Origin of the sequence: Streptomyces polygonati (genome assembly GCF_042650325.1) — a bacterium.
Classification (GTDB): domain Bacteria; phylum Actinomycetota; class Actinomycetes; order Streptomycetales; family Streptomycetaceae; genus Actinacidiphila; species Actinacidiphila polygonati.
This window is the reverse complement of sequence record NZ_JBHSBB010000053.1, coordinates 35,927-51,612: the sequence shown is the minus strand read 5'-3', so window position 1 is coordinate 51,612 and position 15,686 is coordinate 35,927. Positions and strand designations below refer to the sequence as shown.

At 72.4% G+C, this 15,686-nt stretch carries 15 protein-coding genes; 14 read left to right on the top strand and 1 reads right to left on the bottom strand.

Annotation, left to right across the window (positions count from 1 at the left end; translation table 11 throughout):
* Window positions 1-37 precede the first annotated feature (37 nt).
* The 10 genes from ACFO3J_RS35525 to ACFO3J_RS35480 all read left to right on the top strand — a co-directional run bounded on the left by ACFO3J_RS35525 (window position 38) and on the right by ACFO3J_RS35480 (window position 10,870).
* Window positions 38-1,069: a glycosyltransferase family 2 protein gene (locus ACFO3J_RS35525; protein ID WP_386438881.1), complete on the top strand. Its 1,032-nt coding sequence runs from the start codon at window positions 38-40 to the stop codon at window positions 1,067-1,069.
* A complete protein-coding gene (locus tag ACFO3J_RS35520) occupies window positions 1,066-2,202 on the top strand; it encodes a glycosyltransferase family 4 protein (RefSeq protein WP_386438879.1) in 1,137 nt (378 codons plus the stop codon). The genes ACFO3J_RS35525 and ACFO3J_RS35520 overlap by 4 nt, the downstream gene beginning before the upstream one ends.
* Complete coding sequence (locus ACFO3J_RS35515; RefSeq protein WP_386438877.1) at window positions 2,184-3,188, top strand: NAD-dependent epimerase/dehydratase family protein; 1,005 nt, start codon at window positions 2,184-2,186, stop codon at window positions 3,186-3,188. Before ACFO3J_RS35520 ends, ACFO3J_RS35515 begins: the two co-directional genes overlap by 19 nt.
* Window positions 3,185-4,297: a hypothetical protein gene (locus ACFO3J_RS35510; RefSeq protein WP_386438875.1), complete on the top strand. Its 1,113-nt coding sequence runs from the start codon at window positions 3,185-3,187 to the stop codon at window positions 4,295-4,297. Before ACFO3J_RS35515 ends, ACFO3J_RS35510 begins: the two co-directional genes overlap by 4 nt.
* Entirely contained in the window at window positions 4,294-5,169 is an 876-nt protein-coding gene (locus ACFO3J_RS35505; RefSeq protein WP_386438873.1) for a glycosyltransferase family A protein, read from the top strand. The genes ACFO3J_RS35510 and ACFO3J_RS35505 overlap by 4 nt, the downstream gene beginning before the upstream one ends.
* Window positions 5,166-6,128, top strand: coding sequence for a Gfo/Idh/MocA family protein (locus ACFO3J_RS35500; protein ID WP_386438870.1), 963 nt, complete (start codon window positions 5,166-5,168; stop codon window positions 6,126-6,128). The genes ACFO3J_RS35505 and ACFO3J_RS35500 overlap by 4 nt, the downstream gene beginning before the upstream one ends.
* Complete coding sequence (locus tag ACFO3J_RS35495; RefSeq protein WP_386438867.1) at window positions 6,118-7,332, top strand: polysaccharide pyruvyl transferase family protein; 1,215 nt, start codon at window positions 6,118-6,120, stop codon at window positions 7,330-7,332. Before ACFO3J_RS35500 ends, ACFO3J_RS35495 begins: the two co-directional genes overlap by 11 nt.
* The gene (locus tag ACFO3J_RS35490; protein ID WP_386438865.1) at window positions 7,329-8,372 is read left to right on the top strand and encodes a Gfo/Idh/MocA family oxidoreductase; all 1,044 of its coding nucleotides are present in this window, start codon (window positions 7,329-7,331) and stop codon (window positions 8,370-8,372) included. Before ACFO3J_RS35495 ends, ACFO3J_RS35490 begins: the two co-directional genes overlap by 4 nt.
* Entirely contained in the window at window positions 8,369-10,048 is a 1,680-nt protein-coding gene (locus tag ACFO3J_RS35485) for a carbamoyltransferase N-terminal domain-containing protein (protein ID WP_386438862.1), read from the top strand. Before ACFO3J_RS35490 ends, ACFO3J_RS35485 begins: the two co-directional genes overlap by 4 nt.
* Before the next feature lie 75 nt (window positions 10,049-10,123).
* Entirely contained in the window at window positions 10,124-10,870 is a 747-nt protein-coding gene (locus tag ACFO3J_RS35480) for a phytanoyl-CoA dioxygenase family protein (protein ID WP_386438859.1), read from the top strand.
* On the opposite strand, the gene ACFO3J_RS35475 is transcribed toward ACFO3J_RS35480, so the two are convergent.
* A complete protein-coding gene (locus ACFO3J_RS35475; protein ID WP_386438856.1) occupies window positions 10,792-12,192 on the bottom strand; it encodes an FAD-dependent oxidoreductase in 1,401 nt (466 codons plus the stop codon). The two genes, ACFO3J_RS35480 and ACFO3J_RS35475, sit on opposite strands and share 79 nt — an antisense overlap.
* A gap of 413 nt (window positions 12,193-12,605) precedes the next feature.
* Here ACFO3J_RS35475 and ACFO3J_RS35470 point away from each other — a divergent pair, with 413 nt between their 5' ends.
* The 4 genes from ACFO3J_RS35470 (at window position 12,606) to ACFO3J_RS35455 (ending at window position 15,681) form a co-directional block, all read left to right on the top strand.
* Window positions 12,606-12,800 carry a hypothetical protein gene (locus ACFO3J_RS35470; protein ID WP_386438853.1) on the top strand — a complete coding sequence of 65 codons (195 nt, stop codon included), beginning with the start codon at window positions 12,606-12,608 and terminating at the stop codon, window positions 12,798-12,800.
* Window positions 12,801-12,930: 130 nt separating this feature from the next.
* Entirely contained in the window at window positions 12,931-13,656 is a 726-nt protein-coding gene (locus ACFO3J_RS35465) for a hypothetical protein (protein ID WP_449343671.1), read from the top strand.
* Complete coding sequence (locus tag ACFO3J_RS35460) at window positions 13,653-14,591, top strand: DUF6895 family protein (RefSeq protein ID WP_386438847.1); 939 nt, start codon at window positions 13,653-13,655, stop codon at window positions 14,589-14,591. Before ACFO3J_RS35465 ends, ACFO3J_RS35460 begins: the two co-directional genes overlap by 4 nt.
* The gene (locus ACFO3J_RS35455) at window positions 14,575-15,681 is read left to right on the top strand and encodes a serine hydrolase domain-containing protein (RefSeq protein ID WP_386438844.1); all 1,107 of its coding nucleotides are present in this window, start codon (window positions 14,575-14,577) and stop codon (window positions 15,679-15,681) included. Before ACFO3J_RS35460 ends, ACFO3J_RS35455 begins: the two co-directional genes overlap by 17 nt.
* Window positions 15,682-15,686: the final 5 nt, after the last annotated feature.

Here is a 15,686-nt window from a genome sequence, read left to right as displayed (position 1 = left end):
CGCAGCGGTCCCCACTCCCGCCCAATCAGCGATCATCATGGAACAACGGGACGCCGCCCTCTCGCATCTTCACCTCGGTACTCGATACACTCACCCCCGCGGATGCCACCGCGTGACATACGTCACGGTGTATCGAGGGGGAACGGTGGAATTAGTCTCAGCCTCTTCGGAACGGAAAGCGGAATTACTCCGCGTCTACGGTGGCGGACTTTCGTTCGCGATATGCACCAATCGGCCGGAGAATCTGCACAACGCCGCATCCGTCGCCCGGTCCATCGGCAGTCAGGACGAATTGATCGTCGTCCTCGACCTCCCACCGGACGCACTCCGGGACGCCCTTCCGGACGCATTGCTGTCGCCGAAGGTCCGCCTGCTCCAGAACCCCGCCAACAAGGGCCTGTCCTACAGCCGCAACCGCGCCCTGGCCGAATGCGCCAACAGCACACTCGTCTATGTGGACGATGACGTCACCTTTGCCGCGGAAACCGTCGAGGCCATGCGGGCCGCCCGGACGGCCGGAAGCGGAATCGTCGGTGTGCTGCTCGTTCCCGAATTCGGCGCCTCGCGCGGGGGCTGGTGGCTGAGCGGTGGCCAGTATCACTATCTCGGCGTCCACCACCGCGCCGATCAGGCCAGGCCCTGGGGCGCCTGTATGGCCGTCGACGCGCGCTTCGCCAACGCACGCGGTATCCGCTTCCGCGAGGAACTCGGCCGCCGCGGCCGGGCCCTGCAGTCCGGGGACGACACGTCGTTCCTCGGGGAACTGCGCGCGGCGGGGGCGAGCGAATCGGTCCTCACCGACGTACGGGCCACGCACCACATCAGTACGGATCGGGTGCGGCTCGCCTATCTGCTCCGACGGGCCTGGTGGCAGGGGCGCTCGGAATACCGGCGCGGCACATTCCTCCGCGCGCTGGCCAAGGAGTGGCGGCGCAATGTCGGTCCGGGTCCCGCGCAGGCCCCGGGTGCGCGCCGTTACGCGCTCGGCGCGCTGTTCGTGTCGTCGGTTATCGCGGGCGGCCTGTCCGAGGTCGTCTCGGCGCCGCCCGGCAGGCGGTCCGGCGGATGAGGCTGCTGCTCGCGACCGACGTGACCACGCGGGGCGGCGTGGACGGTTATGTGCTCGCCCTGGCCGACGCCCTGCGGCGCGGCGGGCACAGCGTCGTACTGCTGCTGGAGGAGAGCACGACCAGCGCGCTGCGCGAGGACGCGGCACGCCGGGGGCTCGATGTCAGATTCGCCAAGCAGTACCACCGCCGGCACAGCGCGGCGGAGATCCGCGCCGACTCGACGCGGGTGCTCGACGAGCTGAGCCCGGACGGGGTGCATGTGACGTGCGGTTCGCCGTGGTCCTGCCTCGGACTCCGCGAGGTCGCGGTGGCGCGCGGTCTGCCGTTGATCGTGACGGAGCAGCAGGTGCATGAGGCCCTGGTCCTCGACGCGGATGCCCGGGAGCGGATGCGGGCGTCCTATCTGGCCGCGCGGGCGGTGATTTTCGTCAGCGAGGGCAATCGCGCCACCATGCGGCGGGTGGTGGGCCTGGACGGCGTGCGGAACTGCGTCATCCCCAACGGGGTGGACACGGCCCGGCTCCCGATGCCGGACCGGCCGGCCCTGCCGCGCTCGGACCACGCCGGCGCGCGGCTGATGACCGCCGCACGGCTCGCTCCGGAAAAGGCCCTTCATCTGCTCATCGAGGCGGTTTCCGCGCTGCCGGCCTCGATGGTGGGCACGGTGAACCTCTTCGGCGAGGGTCCCGAGCACGACCGGCTCGACCGGCTCGTCCAGGAGCTGGGACTGCGGTCGCGCGTCTTCCTCCGGCCGTGGAGCGACCGGATCGCCGAACACCTCGCGGAGCACGATCTGTTCGTCCTCCCCAGCCGGGCGGAGGGCATGCCCTTCGCGCTGCTCGAAGCGATGGCCGTCGGCCTGCCCGTCGTCGCCTCCGATGTCGCGGGCAACGCCGAGGCGCTGCTGGACGGAGCCGCCGGAACGCTGGTGCCGCAAGGGGATTCCACCGCCCTGGCCGACGGGATCCGGCGCGCGCTCACCGACCCCGCGGAGACCCTGCGGCGCTCCCGGGTCGGCGCGGCCCATGTCCGCTCGCACCACGACCTGCCGCGGCTGCTGCTCAAGACCGTCGACCTGTGGACGCCGCCATCCGAGCGAAAAGGGAGCACGCCTTGGCCAAGGTATTCGTAACCGGGATCGCGGGTTTCCTGGGCAGCCATGTCGCCGAGCGCTTCCGCGACATCGGGTGGGAGGTCTGCGGGATCGACAACCTCCGCGGCGGGCGCGCGGCGAACGTGCCGGAGGACGTCCGGTTCGAGGTCGTCGACTGCCTGGACCGGAGCGGTTATCTCCCGCTGCTGGCCGGCTCGGACCTCGTCTACCACTGCGCCTCGGCCGCGTACGACGGGCTGAGCGTCTTCTCGCCCGCGTTCGTCTACCGCAACACGGCCCAGGCCACCGTCGAGGTCGCCAGCGCCTCGGTCGCCTCGGGCGTCCGGCGCTTCATCCACTGCTCCTCGATGGCGCGCTACGGCGCGCTCCCCGCTCCGTTCACCGAGGACATGCCGCCCGCGCCGGTCAATCCCTACGGTCTGGCGAAGCACGCCTCCGAACTCATCGTCCGGAATCTCTTCGAAACGCACGGCGGCGAATACACGATCGCCGTACCGCACAACATCATCGGTCCGCGTCAGCGCTACGACGACCCCTACCGCAATGTCGCGTCCATCATGATCAACCGGATGCTGCGCGGCCTCCAGCCGGTCATCTACGGCGACGGTTCGAATCTGCGCTGCTTCAGCTTCGTGCAGGACGTGCTGTTCTGCCTGGAGCGGATGGGCACTTCCCCCGAGGCGGCCGGCGAGACGATCAACATCGGCCCCGACGAGGGCGCGGTGTCGATTCTCCGGCTGGCCGAGGAGATCGCCGGCCTGCTCGACTTCGGCCTGGACCCAGTCTTCGTCCCGTCCCGGCCGCTGGAGGTGGAGGTCGCGACCTGCAGCGCCGACAAGGCCCGCCGGCTGCTCGGTTACAAGACGTCGACCTCGCTGCGGGACGGCCTGGAGACCATGATCCAGTGGATCGCCGAGCAGGGCCCCAGCGAGTTCAGCTACGACATCGACATCGAGATCAACTCCGCGCTGACGCCGTCGACCTGGGTGGGAAAGCTCATATGACCGGCTCTGAGGCCGGTGCCGGGCGCGGCTTCCTGGCGGCCGGCGCGGAGGACACCGAGGACTCGGGGGTGCGGGTCTCCTTGCGTTCTCCGGCCGGTGCGTGGGAAGTGGGCTTCGCGGGGGCGTTCCTCGACCGGCGCGCGGACGACGACTTCCTGCTGCCCCTGACGCTGCTTCCCGCGATGGCCCAAGGCCTCGATCTCGCCCTGCCGGAGGTGCGGTCGGACCGACTGCGCGGCAGCCTGCCGGAGTTGCGGGAGACCTACGCGTCCTGGTTCACCGGATTCCGCCCGGCGGCCGTGACGACCCGGGCCGGCGCACGGGCCGGGTGTCCACGGACCGCCGGCCCGCGGGGCCGGGGCACGATCGCGCTCTTCTCCGGCGGCGTCGACTCCTTCCACACGGTGCTCGCCGAACGCGAGCGGCTCGACGCCCTGCTGTTCGTATCGGGCTTCGACCTGGCTCTCGGCCGGTCCGAGGAGCCCGACCACCAGCACGTGCTCGCCGCCCTCGGCTCGGCCGCCGAGCGGCTGGGCCTCCCGCTGCTGCACCTGCGGACCGATCTGCGGGCCTTCTCGGACACCTGGCTGCTGTGGGGCGACCATTACGTGGGCTCCGGGCTCGCCGCCGTCGCCCTGCTGCTCACCGGGGAGTACGACGAACTGGTCATCCCCTCCACCCACGCCGCGCCGGACGACTTCCCCTACGGGACCCACCCGCGAACCGACCCGCTGTGGAGCACCGAGCGGATGCTGATCCGCGTCCACGGCGCCGACACCCCCCGCCCGGCGAAGGTCGCGGAGATCAGCGGATCCGGGGTCGTCCTCGACACCCTGCGGGTGTGCTGGGAGAACCGCGGCGGCGCGTACAACTGCGGGGTCTGCGAGAAGTGCCGGCGCACGATGGTCGAGCTGTATCTCGCCGGGTCCCTCGAACGCTGCGCGACGCTCCCGCACACCATCGACACGGACGCGCTCGCCGCGACCAGGACCGACGATCCCAGCCGCCGCAGCTTCACCCTGGCCCTGCTGCGCGCCGCTCAGCGGTCGGAGCTGCCACTGGCGGCGGACATCCGTGCCGCTCTCACCTCGGCCCTGGGTGGATCATGACCGGCCCCGCGCACCGGGAGAGCGACGACGGTCCGGAGCCGGAGATCCTCGTCTCCGTGATCACTCCCACCCGGGGCAGGCTCGACTCCCTGCGCCGGGCGATGGAATCCGTGCGGCGCCAGACGCTGCCCCGGGTGGAGCACATCGTCCTGGGCGACGACTGCCCCGATCTCGGCCGCGGCGGGATACGGGAGGCGCTGGCCCGCGAATTCCCGGCCGCCCGGATCGGCAACCTTCCCCCGCGGGCGGACGGTCCGGCCTACCGCCCCGCCCGTACGGCGCGCGTCCGCAACCGCGGCATCGCGACCGCGCGCGGTCGGTTCATCGCGCACCTGGACGACGACAACGCCTTCGAGCCCGGCCATCTGGCCTCGCTGACCGCCGTACTGGAGGCCGACGCCGAGGCGGTCGCCGCGCACAGCTGGCGGCGGCTCTTCGATCCGGAGGGCCGGCCGTTCGTGCCCGCCGGTCTCAATCCGTGGATGGCGGACCGGGCGGCCTCGGCACGCAACTACGCGGACCTCGCCGGTTCGGATGTCTTCCGGCCCGGATCGAATGTCATGCGGGACCGTATCCGCGGCAGGAACGGCGAGCGCTTCCTGCTGGTCGACACCAGCGAACTCATGGTCCGCGCCGGATTCCACCGGGAGCACCCCTTCCGCACCGCCTACACGGACCACGAGATGGAATCCGGACTGTGCGAGGACCGGGCGTGGTGCGTCGATGTCATCGGTTCGGGGCACCGGATCGCGGAATCACGACAGGTGACGCTCAGCTACGCCATGGGCGGCTATTCCAACGCGGTGGCGGGCTCCGCCCTTCGGAGCGCCCCGGACGGCAAGGACGACAAGGACGGCAGGGACCCCTCATGATCCGCACGGTGGGCTTCATAGGCGCGGGGACGCACGTCCGGGAGGTGCTGCTGCCCGCCGCGGTCGCGGCGGGACTGCGGCCGGGCGCGGTCGCGGCGAGAACGGTCCCATCGGCGCGGGCCGCCGCCGCGCCTTACGGAGCGCGGGTGTTCGCCGACGTCGAGGAGCTCGTTCGCTCGCCGGAGATCGACGCGGTGGTGGTGGCCGTGCCCCCGGACCAGTCGGCGCGGGTCATGAGCGCGGTCATCGCCTCCGGAAAGCCCTGCTACGTCGAGAAGCCCGCCGCCGTGTCGAGCGCCCAGGCCGGGCAGCTGGCCGAGCTCGCCGACGAGCGCGGCTGCCGCGTGCACGTCGGCTACATGAAACGCTACGCACCGGCGTATCTGCGCCTTTTCGAGACACGCGACCACCGGGACATGGGGCCGCTGTCGCTGGTCACCGTCCGCTGGGCGATGGGCCCGTTCGGTGGCGGCAGGGAACTGGGCGACTGGCTCACCGAGAACGCCGTGCACGCTTTCGACCTGGCGCGCTATCTGCTGGGGGACATCCGGATCGAGAACATCCTGACCCGGCGGTCGGCCGGCCAGCATGTCGTCCTCGTGCACGGGACCGGTCAGCAGGGGACGCCGCTCGCCCTTCAGCTGTGCACGACCGGCCCCTGGTGGCACGACAACGAGACGGTCGAGGTGTTCGGACTCGGCTCCTCACTGCTCGCCCGCAACGCCACGGAGCTGACCTTCCGGCGGAACGACGGTCCGGAGGAGGTGTGGCGACCGAATTTCACCATTCCCGTCGACCGCAATCTCACCGGTACGCTGCTCGGCTTCACGCCCGCGTTGCGGGCGTTCGCCGAGCCCGATTCCGCACCGATCCCGGCCCCGACCCTCCGCGACGCCGCCGCCGTACTCGCGCTGGTGGAAGAGGTCCTGGACTCCGCGGCGGCTCCGGATGGGCATTGACAGGCTGCTGCTCATCGCCGACGCGGGGGGTCTCGGTGACGGCGACCGCTGGCATGTCGGCGACGAGGCGATGCTGGCCGGGACGATCGGCTGGCTGCGGACGGCCGCGCCGGGCACGGAACTCGTGGTGGCCTCCTCGTCGCCGGAGTGGACCCGGCGCATCCACGGCGTCGACGCCGTGCCGTGCCTGGACTTCGGTGACGACTCCGACACCGCCGCGTCGATCGCCCACTACCGTGCCGTGATCGGGGCGTTCGGACCCGCGGCGGCCATGAGCGACATGTCCGGCGCCGCGCCGCCGCCGTTCGTCACGGCGCTCCGCGCGGCCGACGCGGTCCTGTTCTGCGGCGCCGGCAATCTGTGCAGCGCCTTCCCTAACCGGCTCTACGAGCGGATCACCGTCGCCGCGCTGGCCCGGGTCCTCGGCAGGCCCTACGCCTTCAGCGCGCAGACCATCGGGCCCCTGTGGGGCGAGGCGGACCGGGACGAGGTCGCCCGGGCGCTGGCCGGCGCCGTGATGGTCGGCACCCGCGACGACGCCTCCGCCGCGCTGGCCGCCGAACTGGGCGTGGCCGCCACACCGATGGCCGACGACGCGCTGCGCCTCACCGCGCCGCCGGGCGCCGGCGCGCGGGCCCTGATCGGCGTCACCCTGCACCGATCACCCCTGGCCGAGCGGCCCTACGACACCGGCACGGTGGCGCGGGCGCTCGACCGCCTCGCGGAGGCGATCGGCGGCGAGATCCTCTTCATCCCGCACTTCCGCGGCCCCGGCGGCCGGTGGAGCGACGCGGCGGCGGGCGACGAACTGGCCGGCCGGCTCAGCGTTCCGCTGCGGCACGCCCCCTGGGAGGATCCCGTCGCGGTGATGCGGACCACCGCGGCGTGCCGGGTCGTGCTGAGCACCCGCTACCACCCGCTGGTCTTCGCGCTGGGGAGCTGTGTGCCCGCTCTGGGGCTCTACCAGGACGAATATCACCTCATCAAGATGGGCGGCCTCATGGAGAAGTTCGACCGGCGCTCGTGGCTGCACGCCGCCGACGTACCCCGGGGCGGCGCCGCGCTCGGCGAAGCCCTCACCGCGCTGCTGGACGAGCGCGCCACGGCCGGCCGGCCGGCGGAGAACGCGCCGGCGAGGTCCCGAATCCTCGCCGCCGACAAGGCCGCGCGGGCCGGCCTGCTCGCGCGGCTGGCGGCGTCATGAGCGGGCGGCGTGCCGTCGTCGTCGGCTGCGGCTCGATCTGGCCGACCTGGAGCCGGCTGCTCAAGGACCGCGGCATCGAGGTGGCCGGGTTCGTCGACCTCGATCGCGATCGGGCGGCCCGCGCGGCGGCGGCGTTCGGCGGCGGCGTCGCGGCAACCGACCTGGGCGAGGCGCTCGAAGCGCTGGCCGGCCAGGGCGTGGAGCTGCTGGTGAACCTCACGCCTCCGCCGGCCCACGCCCGGACCATCCTGGACGGGCTGAGCGCCGGCCTCGATGTCATCACCGAGAAGCCCCTGGTCGTGGAACCCGCGGACGGACAGCGGGTCATCGACGCCGCCCGGGCGGCCGGCCGCAGTGTCAGTGTCATGCAGAACCGGCGGCACGAGCCGACCTTCGGCCCGCTGGCGGAATTCGCCGCCGCACTGCCGGGCCCGGTGCACCTGTCCTGCGACTTCTTCGTCCCGTGGACCTACGGCGGATTCCGCGACACGGCCGGGAGTCCGCTGCTCGAAGATCTGCTCATCCACACCATGGACCAGGCGCGCTGCCTGGTCGGCTCGCCCCCCGCCTGGGTCTTCTGCCACGAGTCGACCATCGCCGGGTCGTGGATGGCCGGCGACGCCGTGGTCACCGCCACGGTGGGCTTCGAGGACGGTTCGGTGCTCGGCTACCGCGGTTCGTGGTGCGCCGGCGGGGAGCGGACGTCGTGGAACGGCCGCTGGCGCCTGAGCGCCCACGACTGCTCGGCGCACTGGGACGGCGAGCGGCCCGCCACCGTCGTCACCTCCGAACTCGACGACAGCGGACGGCCGACCGAGCGCCTCACCGAGCGCGAACTCGGCTCGTACCCCGGCGCCGGCGGCCATGAGCGCGGGCTGGACGAGATACTCGGCGCCCTCGCCCGGCGGTCCCCGTCGCAGACCGACGCCGCGGCCAACCTGCTCAGCGTCGCCATGATCGCCGCTGCCCGGACCAGTTCCCGTGAACACCGGGTCGCGACCATCGCGGAGGTCCTGGACGGCGGGAACAGCCGGCCATGACCCTCGTATGCGGGATCAAGCTCACCCACGACGGCGGGATCGCGCTCATCGAGTCCACGGCGGGCGGCGGCGCGCGGCTCGTGGCGGCGACCGAGGTGGAGAAGCACGGCAATCGCCGCCGGCACGCGAGCCTCACCGACGCGGACCTGATCGTCGAGCTGCTGGCCCAACTGGGCCGCGCGCCCGACGAGGTGGACGAGTTCGTGGTGGACGGGTGGGGCCACGACGCCCGTACGTCGGGCCTGGCGCTCAGCGGGTCGGCGGGCGGCCGGCTGATCCGTACCGGGCCGTACCGCCAGTCCGACGACGACACCCCGGTCCTCCACCGCTACCGGCCCGACTCGCCGCTGCCGCTCGGCGGCCGGTCGTACGGCTACTCCAGCTTCCGGCACGTCGAATCGCATCTGGCGGCCGCCTACCTCACCAGCCCCGCCGCGGCGCGGGGCGGACCCTCGTGGGTTCTCGTCTGGGACGGCGGGGTCTTTCCCGAGCTGTACGCCGTCGACCCGGACCGCCGGAGCGTCGGCCACATGGGCCCCCTTTTCGGCATTCCGGGCAGCGTCTACTCCGGCTTCAGCTGCAACGTCCCGCCCTTCCTGCCCGATCCGGCCTGGGACCGGCAGCGCCGCCACGACTTCCACCTGACCATGCCGGGCAAGGTGATGGCCTATGCCGGCCTCGGGCAGGTGAGCGAGCCGCTCGTCCGCGAGCTGAAGCGGGTGATCGCCGCACTCGACGGGCGCTGGGACGCGCCCGGGGTGCTCCACGGCCTGACCGAGCCCTTCGCCGCGCGGCTGCGGCTGGCGGGGGCCGACATTCTCGCCAGCTTCCAGGAAGCCGTCGCCCGGCTGCTGGTCGAAGGTCTGGCCAGGGCGGTGGAAGCGGCGGAAACGCCCGTCGACACCCTGTGCTTCGCCGGTGGCAGCGCGCTCAACATCAAGTGGAACAGCGCGATCCGGGACAGCGGGCTGTTCGACACCGTATGGGTGCCGCCCTTTCCGAACGACAGCGGGTCCGCGATCGGTACGGCGTGCGCGTATCTCCTGAGCGAGGGGCGCTTCGACGGGTTGCGGTGGAGCGTCTACTCGGGCCCGGCCCTCGCAGCGGGGGCGGCGCCGGCCGGATGGCGGAGTACGCCGTGCTCCGTCGAGGAGTTGGGCGCGCTGCTGGCCACCAGCGGCTCTCCCGTCGTGGTGCTCGGCGGCCGGGCCGAACTCGGACCGCGTGCGCTCGGCCACCGCAGCATCCTGGCGTCGCCGGTCGAGGCCGGGATGTCGGCGGTCCTCAACCGCATGAAGGGCCGGGAGAGTTACCGTCCGGTCGCGCCCATCTGCCGTGCGGAGGACTCCGCACGGATCTTCGATCCCGGCGGCGCCGACCCCTACATGGTGTTCGACCACCGGGTCCGGCCCGAATGGCTGGACCGCATACCGGCCGTCGTCCATGTCGACGGCACGGCCCGGCTGCAGACCGTGAACGATCACGACTCACCGCTCGCGGCGTCCGTCCTGCGTGCCTTCGCCGAGCGCACCGGGATACCGGTGCTCTGCAATACGAGTGCCAACGAGCCCGGCGGCGGCTTCTTCCCCGACGCGGCGTCCGCCATGAACTGGGGCCGCTCGCCGTATGTTTGGGCCGACGGCGTGCTCCACACCCGGCGGGCGGCGCAGCGGTGAACGCCAACGCCCGCGATGACAGCGGGCCTTGCCGGAGCTGTCCGCGGAGAACAGCCCCGATGCTAGATTCCCGTCATGCATGAGCTCGTTGAACAGCGGTTGGACGACCTTGCGACCCACGGCTTCGTCGTCATCGAGGGGGCTCTCGGCCCGGACGAATGCGCGGCGCTGTCCGGGCGGCTCCGCGCTCTGCACGCCGAGGGGCATCCGCGCGGTTCCAACGATGTGGGCACCGTCTGGTTCGACGACGTCCTGGACGTCGACCCCGGCCTCTTCGGCGGCCTGATCGCGCATCCTTCGGTGCGGGAGGAGCTCCGGGGCCTGTGCGGACGGCAGTTGCAGCTGCGCAGCCTGCGCGGCCATGTCTACCCCGGTGCCTACAAGCAGCACTGGCACATGGACTTCTACGGCTACTGGGACCAGGCGGCGGAGGGCCGGCTGGCGAGCCGGGGCACCGCCGTCAACACCACCTTCTACTTCCAGGACGGCGGCCCCGCCACCTCGCACCTGGAGTTCGTGACCGGCGGTCATCTGCGCCCGCCCGAAGGCGTCAAGCGGGGCGAGGTCGTCGCGACCGAGGACAACGCCTTCACCCGGTGGTGCGAGGAGCAGCCCCGTACGGTCGTCTATCCCAAGGCGGGCGACTGCGTGCTGTTCTTCAGCCACATCCCGCACCGGGGCGTCAAGACCGACGACACCACCGAGCGGAGCAACGTCGTCTGCCACTACCAGGTCAACCCGTTCTACCCGGGCGTGTGGTTCCTGTCCGAGACCCTGGGCGACGACGGGGTGTACCCGCTGGCCGGCGGCTCGACGGCATGAGTCCCTCCGCCCCGGAGCAGCACTTTGACCATCCGGTCGGGCCGCAGCAGGCTCTGCGGCGGCGCCACCAGGCCGGTGACCCGGACGAACGCCTCGGACAGTGCGGGGTCGGCCTCGGCGGCGGCGTGCAGCCGCGCCAGATAGGCGTTGACGAAGCGGATACGGGGTGTGCGCCGCCCCTGGACGCCCGGGAACAGGAGGTCGGACCCGGTCGAGATGGTCCACGGGTCGTCCACCGCGGCCGCGGCGGCCCGGAAGAAGCTCCGCCGGTCCGGCGGCTGTCCGCCGGCCAGCAGCCGACCGAGCGCGCGGGCCTGCAACGCCGACGACGTGATGCCCTGCCCATAGGCCGGGTTGAAGGCGCACGCCGCGTCGCCGAGGACGAGCAGGCCGTCGGGGAAGTCCCGTACCCGTTCGTAGTGGTGCCGGACATTGGCCGGGTAGCGGAAGGCGACCGCCTCGTCGAGCGGCTCACCCGCGCGGACGGCGTCCGCGATGTCCGGGAAGTGGAGCGTCCCGGCGAATTCCTCGAACGCCCGGGGATCGGTGGGCGGGTGGTCGCCGAGCAGTCCCGCCAGGGTCACCAGGTGGCGGCCGCCCTCGACGGCCACGATCGCGCCCGCCCTCGGGCTGCGCGGCGTCCAGCCGTGCAGCACGAGCCGGTCCTCGCCCAGGAAGCCCTCCGGTAACCGGTAGGCCCGGGTGGAGTATCCGACGTCGACGGTCACCTTTTCGACGGGCGCGGGCCGGTAGCCGAGTTCCTGGAGCCAGCGCGGGGTACGGGACCCGCGACCGGTCGTGTCGACGACCAGATCGGCGCCGATGACGCGGTCGGCGCTGCCCTCGGCGCCGATCCGCACCCCGGTCACCCGCCGCCGGTCCGCCGAAGCGGTCAGCCCGATGACGTCCTGCCCGTCGGCGAACGCGACGCCCGGCAGCTTGCGGACCCGGTCCCGGACCTGGCCCTCCAGCAGTTGGCGGCCGCAGAACAGCATCGGCTGCCCGATGTCGGTCCGGCTCAGCCGGTGTTCGGAGAACAGCCAGCGGATATTGGCGAGCAGATCGCCCTGCCGCGCCCCGGCCGCGACCAACTCGGCGCGCAGTCCCGGCAGCAGCTCCTCCAGGACCCGGACGCCGCTGGCCAGCAGGGCGTGCGTGTGACGGCTCTGCGGGACACCGCGCCGGTGTCCGGGCCCGGCCGGCAGGACATCCCGCTCCACCAGCGTCACCGAGCCGTAGACCCGGCTCAGCACGGTCGCGGTCAGCAGACCCGCCATGCTGGCGCCGAGCACGACGGCGTGGTCCTTCCCCTCGTCGGGCATCGCTCATCCTCCGTGTCGGCGGGCCTCCAGGAAGAGCGTCGTACGGGCGCGGTGGGCGCGGCCACTTCGAGGGTGCGGAGAAGACCGGTGGCGGCGGCGCACGGTCGGAGGCGATGTGACGGCGCCGCAGGGAAAGAGGGGCGCCGAAATTTATCGGATGATATTCAATTCAGCTACCCGGTTCACCAGTTGGCCAACTCCCTTCTCCACCAGGCCAAAAGCAGCCGAACAGCACGTCCCATACACTCGAAAGAATGAATAAAGGTGTGGCGCGTCATGAGGTGAAATGGATTTGGGCACGACTGTGATAGCGGGCGCGCGTCCCACGTCAAGGCCCGCTCGTCGGCGGCGATCGCCGCCGACGCGTGTTGACCGCCCGGGACCCGGGCGGCAGCCGAACTGGAGGAAACACCATGTCTGCCCAGACCATCACCCGCAGGTTCACGGCACCGGCCGACGCCCCCGAGCGCGCGGCCGTCGACGCGCTGATCACCGAGCCGGAGGCGTCGATCAGTGGCGCGCCGGCCTACTCGCCGCAGGCGAGCGTCCTGCTCCTCCTGCTGCTCCTGCTGTCGCCCAAGGAGCCGGCCGAACCCCGCGAGAAGTAAGCGCGTCCCGTAAGGGAAGCGTTCGTCGGGCCATTCGGTAGAAGTCGGTTTCGGTAGCGGAAAGAGTGGAGTGCCAATGTCGCATCTCGACTCCGCATCGTCGGTTGATTATCCGGCGGCGGTGGAGAGCTTGACCGGACATGTTCTGCGTGCCCTTCGGGGCACAGCGGAGCATTCCGGTCTGGCGGTTCATGTCGCGCAGGCGGCGGACACCAAGGCGGCGTTGGCCGCGGTGCGGGTGCTGGGACCTGATGTCTTCGCGCCCGCACTGCTTGCCTCGGCACCCTTCGGCCCGGACGACCAGGAGGTGGTCGCCGAGGCGCTGCGGGTCTTCCCGCCCTCCCCCGAGGACGCGCCGGAGACGGCCGGCCTCGGCTGGGCCACCGGCACCCTGCTCGCCCGGTTCGGCGGCGAGGTCCTGGCCGTGCGGGACCTGCGGGACGTGGCGGGGTACGAACCCGCCGGGGCCGCCGAGAGAGTACCGGCCGCGCGGGACACCGGGCCGGTGGCGAGCTGCGCGCACTGGCGCGACTGGTCCCGCTCGATGGCCCGGTTGGCGCCGCTCGCCCTGCCCGGACTGGAGGGGCCGGCCCACCAGCAGGCCCGCCGGCGGACCCTCGCCCTGAGCCGGGGAGTGGTCCGCTCGATGCTGCGCCGCGACTACCCGACGGCCGCGCGGCTGATCCGCTGGGCCGCGCTGGCCCGCGGCGGCGATCTCCCGGCGTCGCTGGACATCGCCACCCTCGTGACCCACCTGGAGCTGTGCGGCGCCGGCGGCAGCAGGACGGCGCTGAACACCACCATCGCGCGTCTGCTCCTCAGCGAGCAGCCGGAGCCGGAGGAGCGGGCGGCGTGAACACCTCCCCGACCGGAGCGCCGGTGCCGGCCCGCCAGGCCGCCCACCTGGTGGCCGCCCGCGCGCTCGGCTGGCTGCACCGCAACCGCAGCCTGGGCGCGCTGCCGCCCGACACCACGGCCGAACTGGCCGATCCCGACAGCGTCTACAAGCCGCTGGGCGAATCCGCGCTGGCCGCCTCCCTGGTGCTGCGCGAAGGAATGGCCTCGGTCGCCGACCAGCGGGCCGCCCGGGACATGATGGACTTCGCCTGGACACAGTTGGGCTCCGGCGACCTGCTCTACGAACGGCAGCTGCGCTATCCGCTGATCACCGATCCGCTGGAGGTGTACGCCTACTTCGCCCGGGTCGGCTACCGCCACCAGCGGCTGGACACGCTGCTGGACCACCTCGGGAGCCTGACGGCGCACCGGGGCACCGAGATGCTGCCCAACCGCCGGCTGGCGGTGGCGAACGCGGCCCGGGTGGCCGGAGTTCCCCGCCAGGTGGACTGGGGGGAGCTGATCGACGCCACCTGGCTCGGCCGGGCCCCCGAGCCCTGGATGATCGACTGGCTCACCGCGTACTGCATGACCCACTCCGTCTTCAACGCCACCGACTGGGGAGCGCGCGCCGACGAACTGCCGCCGGTGGCCCGGGACTATCTGACCGACTGGCTGCCGGTCTGGATGGACATCTGGCTGGAGACCCAGGAATGGGACCTGGTCGGCGAGCTGATCATCGTCGACGCCTGCCTGCCCCGGCCGAGTTGCGAGCCGGAGGTCTGGGAGCGGTTCGCCGCCGCCCAGCATCCGGACGGACTGATGCCGCGCAACGGGGAGCCGGTCGACGAGGACCCGGCGAAGGCGTTCCGCGACCACCATCACACCGTGGTCGTGGCATCCGTGGCCGGCACCCTCGCCCTGTCCCGCTACCACGATGCCGCCGCCGTCTGACCCGGCCCGGCCGGCCCGGGTGCCCACCGGCCGGCTGGAGCCGGTGGTACGGGCCGCCGGCCGCCGCTCCGCCGCCGTCGTAGCGGTGTACGCGGCCGGCGACTCGGCCACCTTGTGCCACGGATTCACCGATCGTACGGACACGCAACCCGTCACCGACCGGACCCGCTTCGAACTCGGCTCCATCACCAAGACGTTCACCGCGCTGCTGCTCGCCGACCTGGCGGCGCGCGGCACGGTGCGCCTCGATCAGCCGCTGAGCGCCCGGATCCCGGTGGGGTCGCTGCCGCGGGGGGCGGGCGCCGGACACATCACCCTGGAGCACCTGGCGACGCACACCTCCGGGCTGCCCCGGCTCCCGCCGGGTCTGCTGCGGACCGCGATCCCCTCCTGGAGCGTCAACCCCTACCAGGCGTTCACCCCGGACCGCCTGCTGGAGTCGCTGGCCGGCACGCGGGTGCGGCATCTGCCCGGCAGCCGGGTGCGCTACTCCAACTTCGGCGCCGGGCTGCTCGGCCACCTGCTCGCCGAAGAGGCCGGCGTCGGCTACGGCGCGCTGCTGCGTACGCATGTGCTGGACCCGCTGGGCCTGGCCGACACCAGCGCCTCCGCCACCGAGCCGCAGGCCACCGGCCACTGGCACGGCCGGCCCCGCCCGCCCTTCGTCATCCCGGCGATGCCGGGCGCCGGCGCGGTGCGGTCCAGCGCGCGGGACCTGCTGCGGTACGCCCGCTGCCTGATCGCGCCGGACACCCACACCCGGCCCGGAAGCCCGCTGCGTACCGCGCTGTACGAAGTGACCAGGCCCCGGCCGCGCAGCCCCGGCGGTCCCGAACTCTGCCTGGCCTGGACCCGGCGCGGGGAGACCAACCCCCGGACCTACGCCCCCGCCCTGTACTTCCACTCCGGCGGCACCCGGGGCTTCACCGCGTTCGTCGGCTTCAGCCGGCACCCCGCGATCGCCGTGGTGGCCCTGACCAACACCGCCCCCGCGCCCCACGACCGCTTCGTCCAGAGCGCCTACCGCCTGCTGTGGACCCTCGCCCGCGAACCGGGCATCGGCCCGGCGCCGGCGCCGGCCCGGGGGTGAAGTGA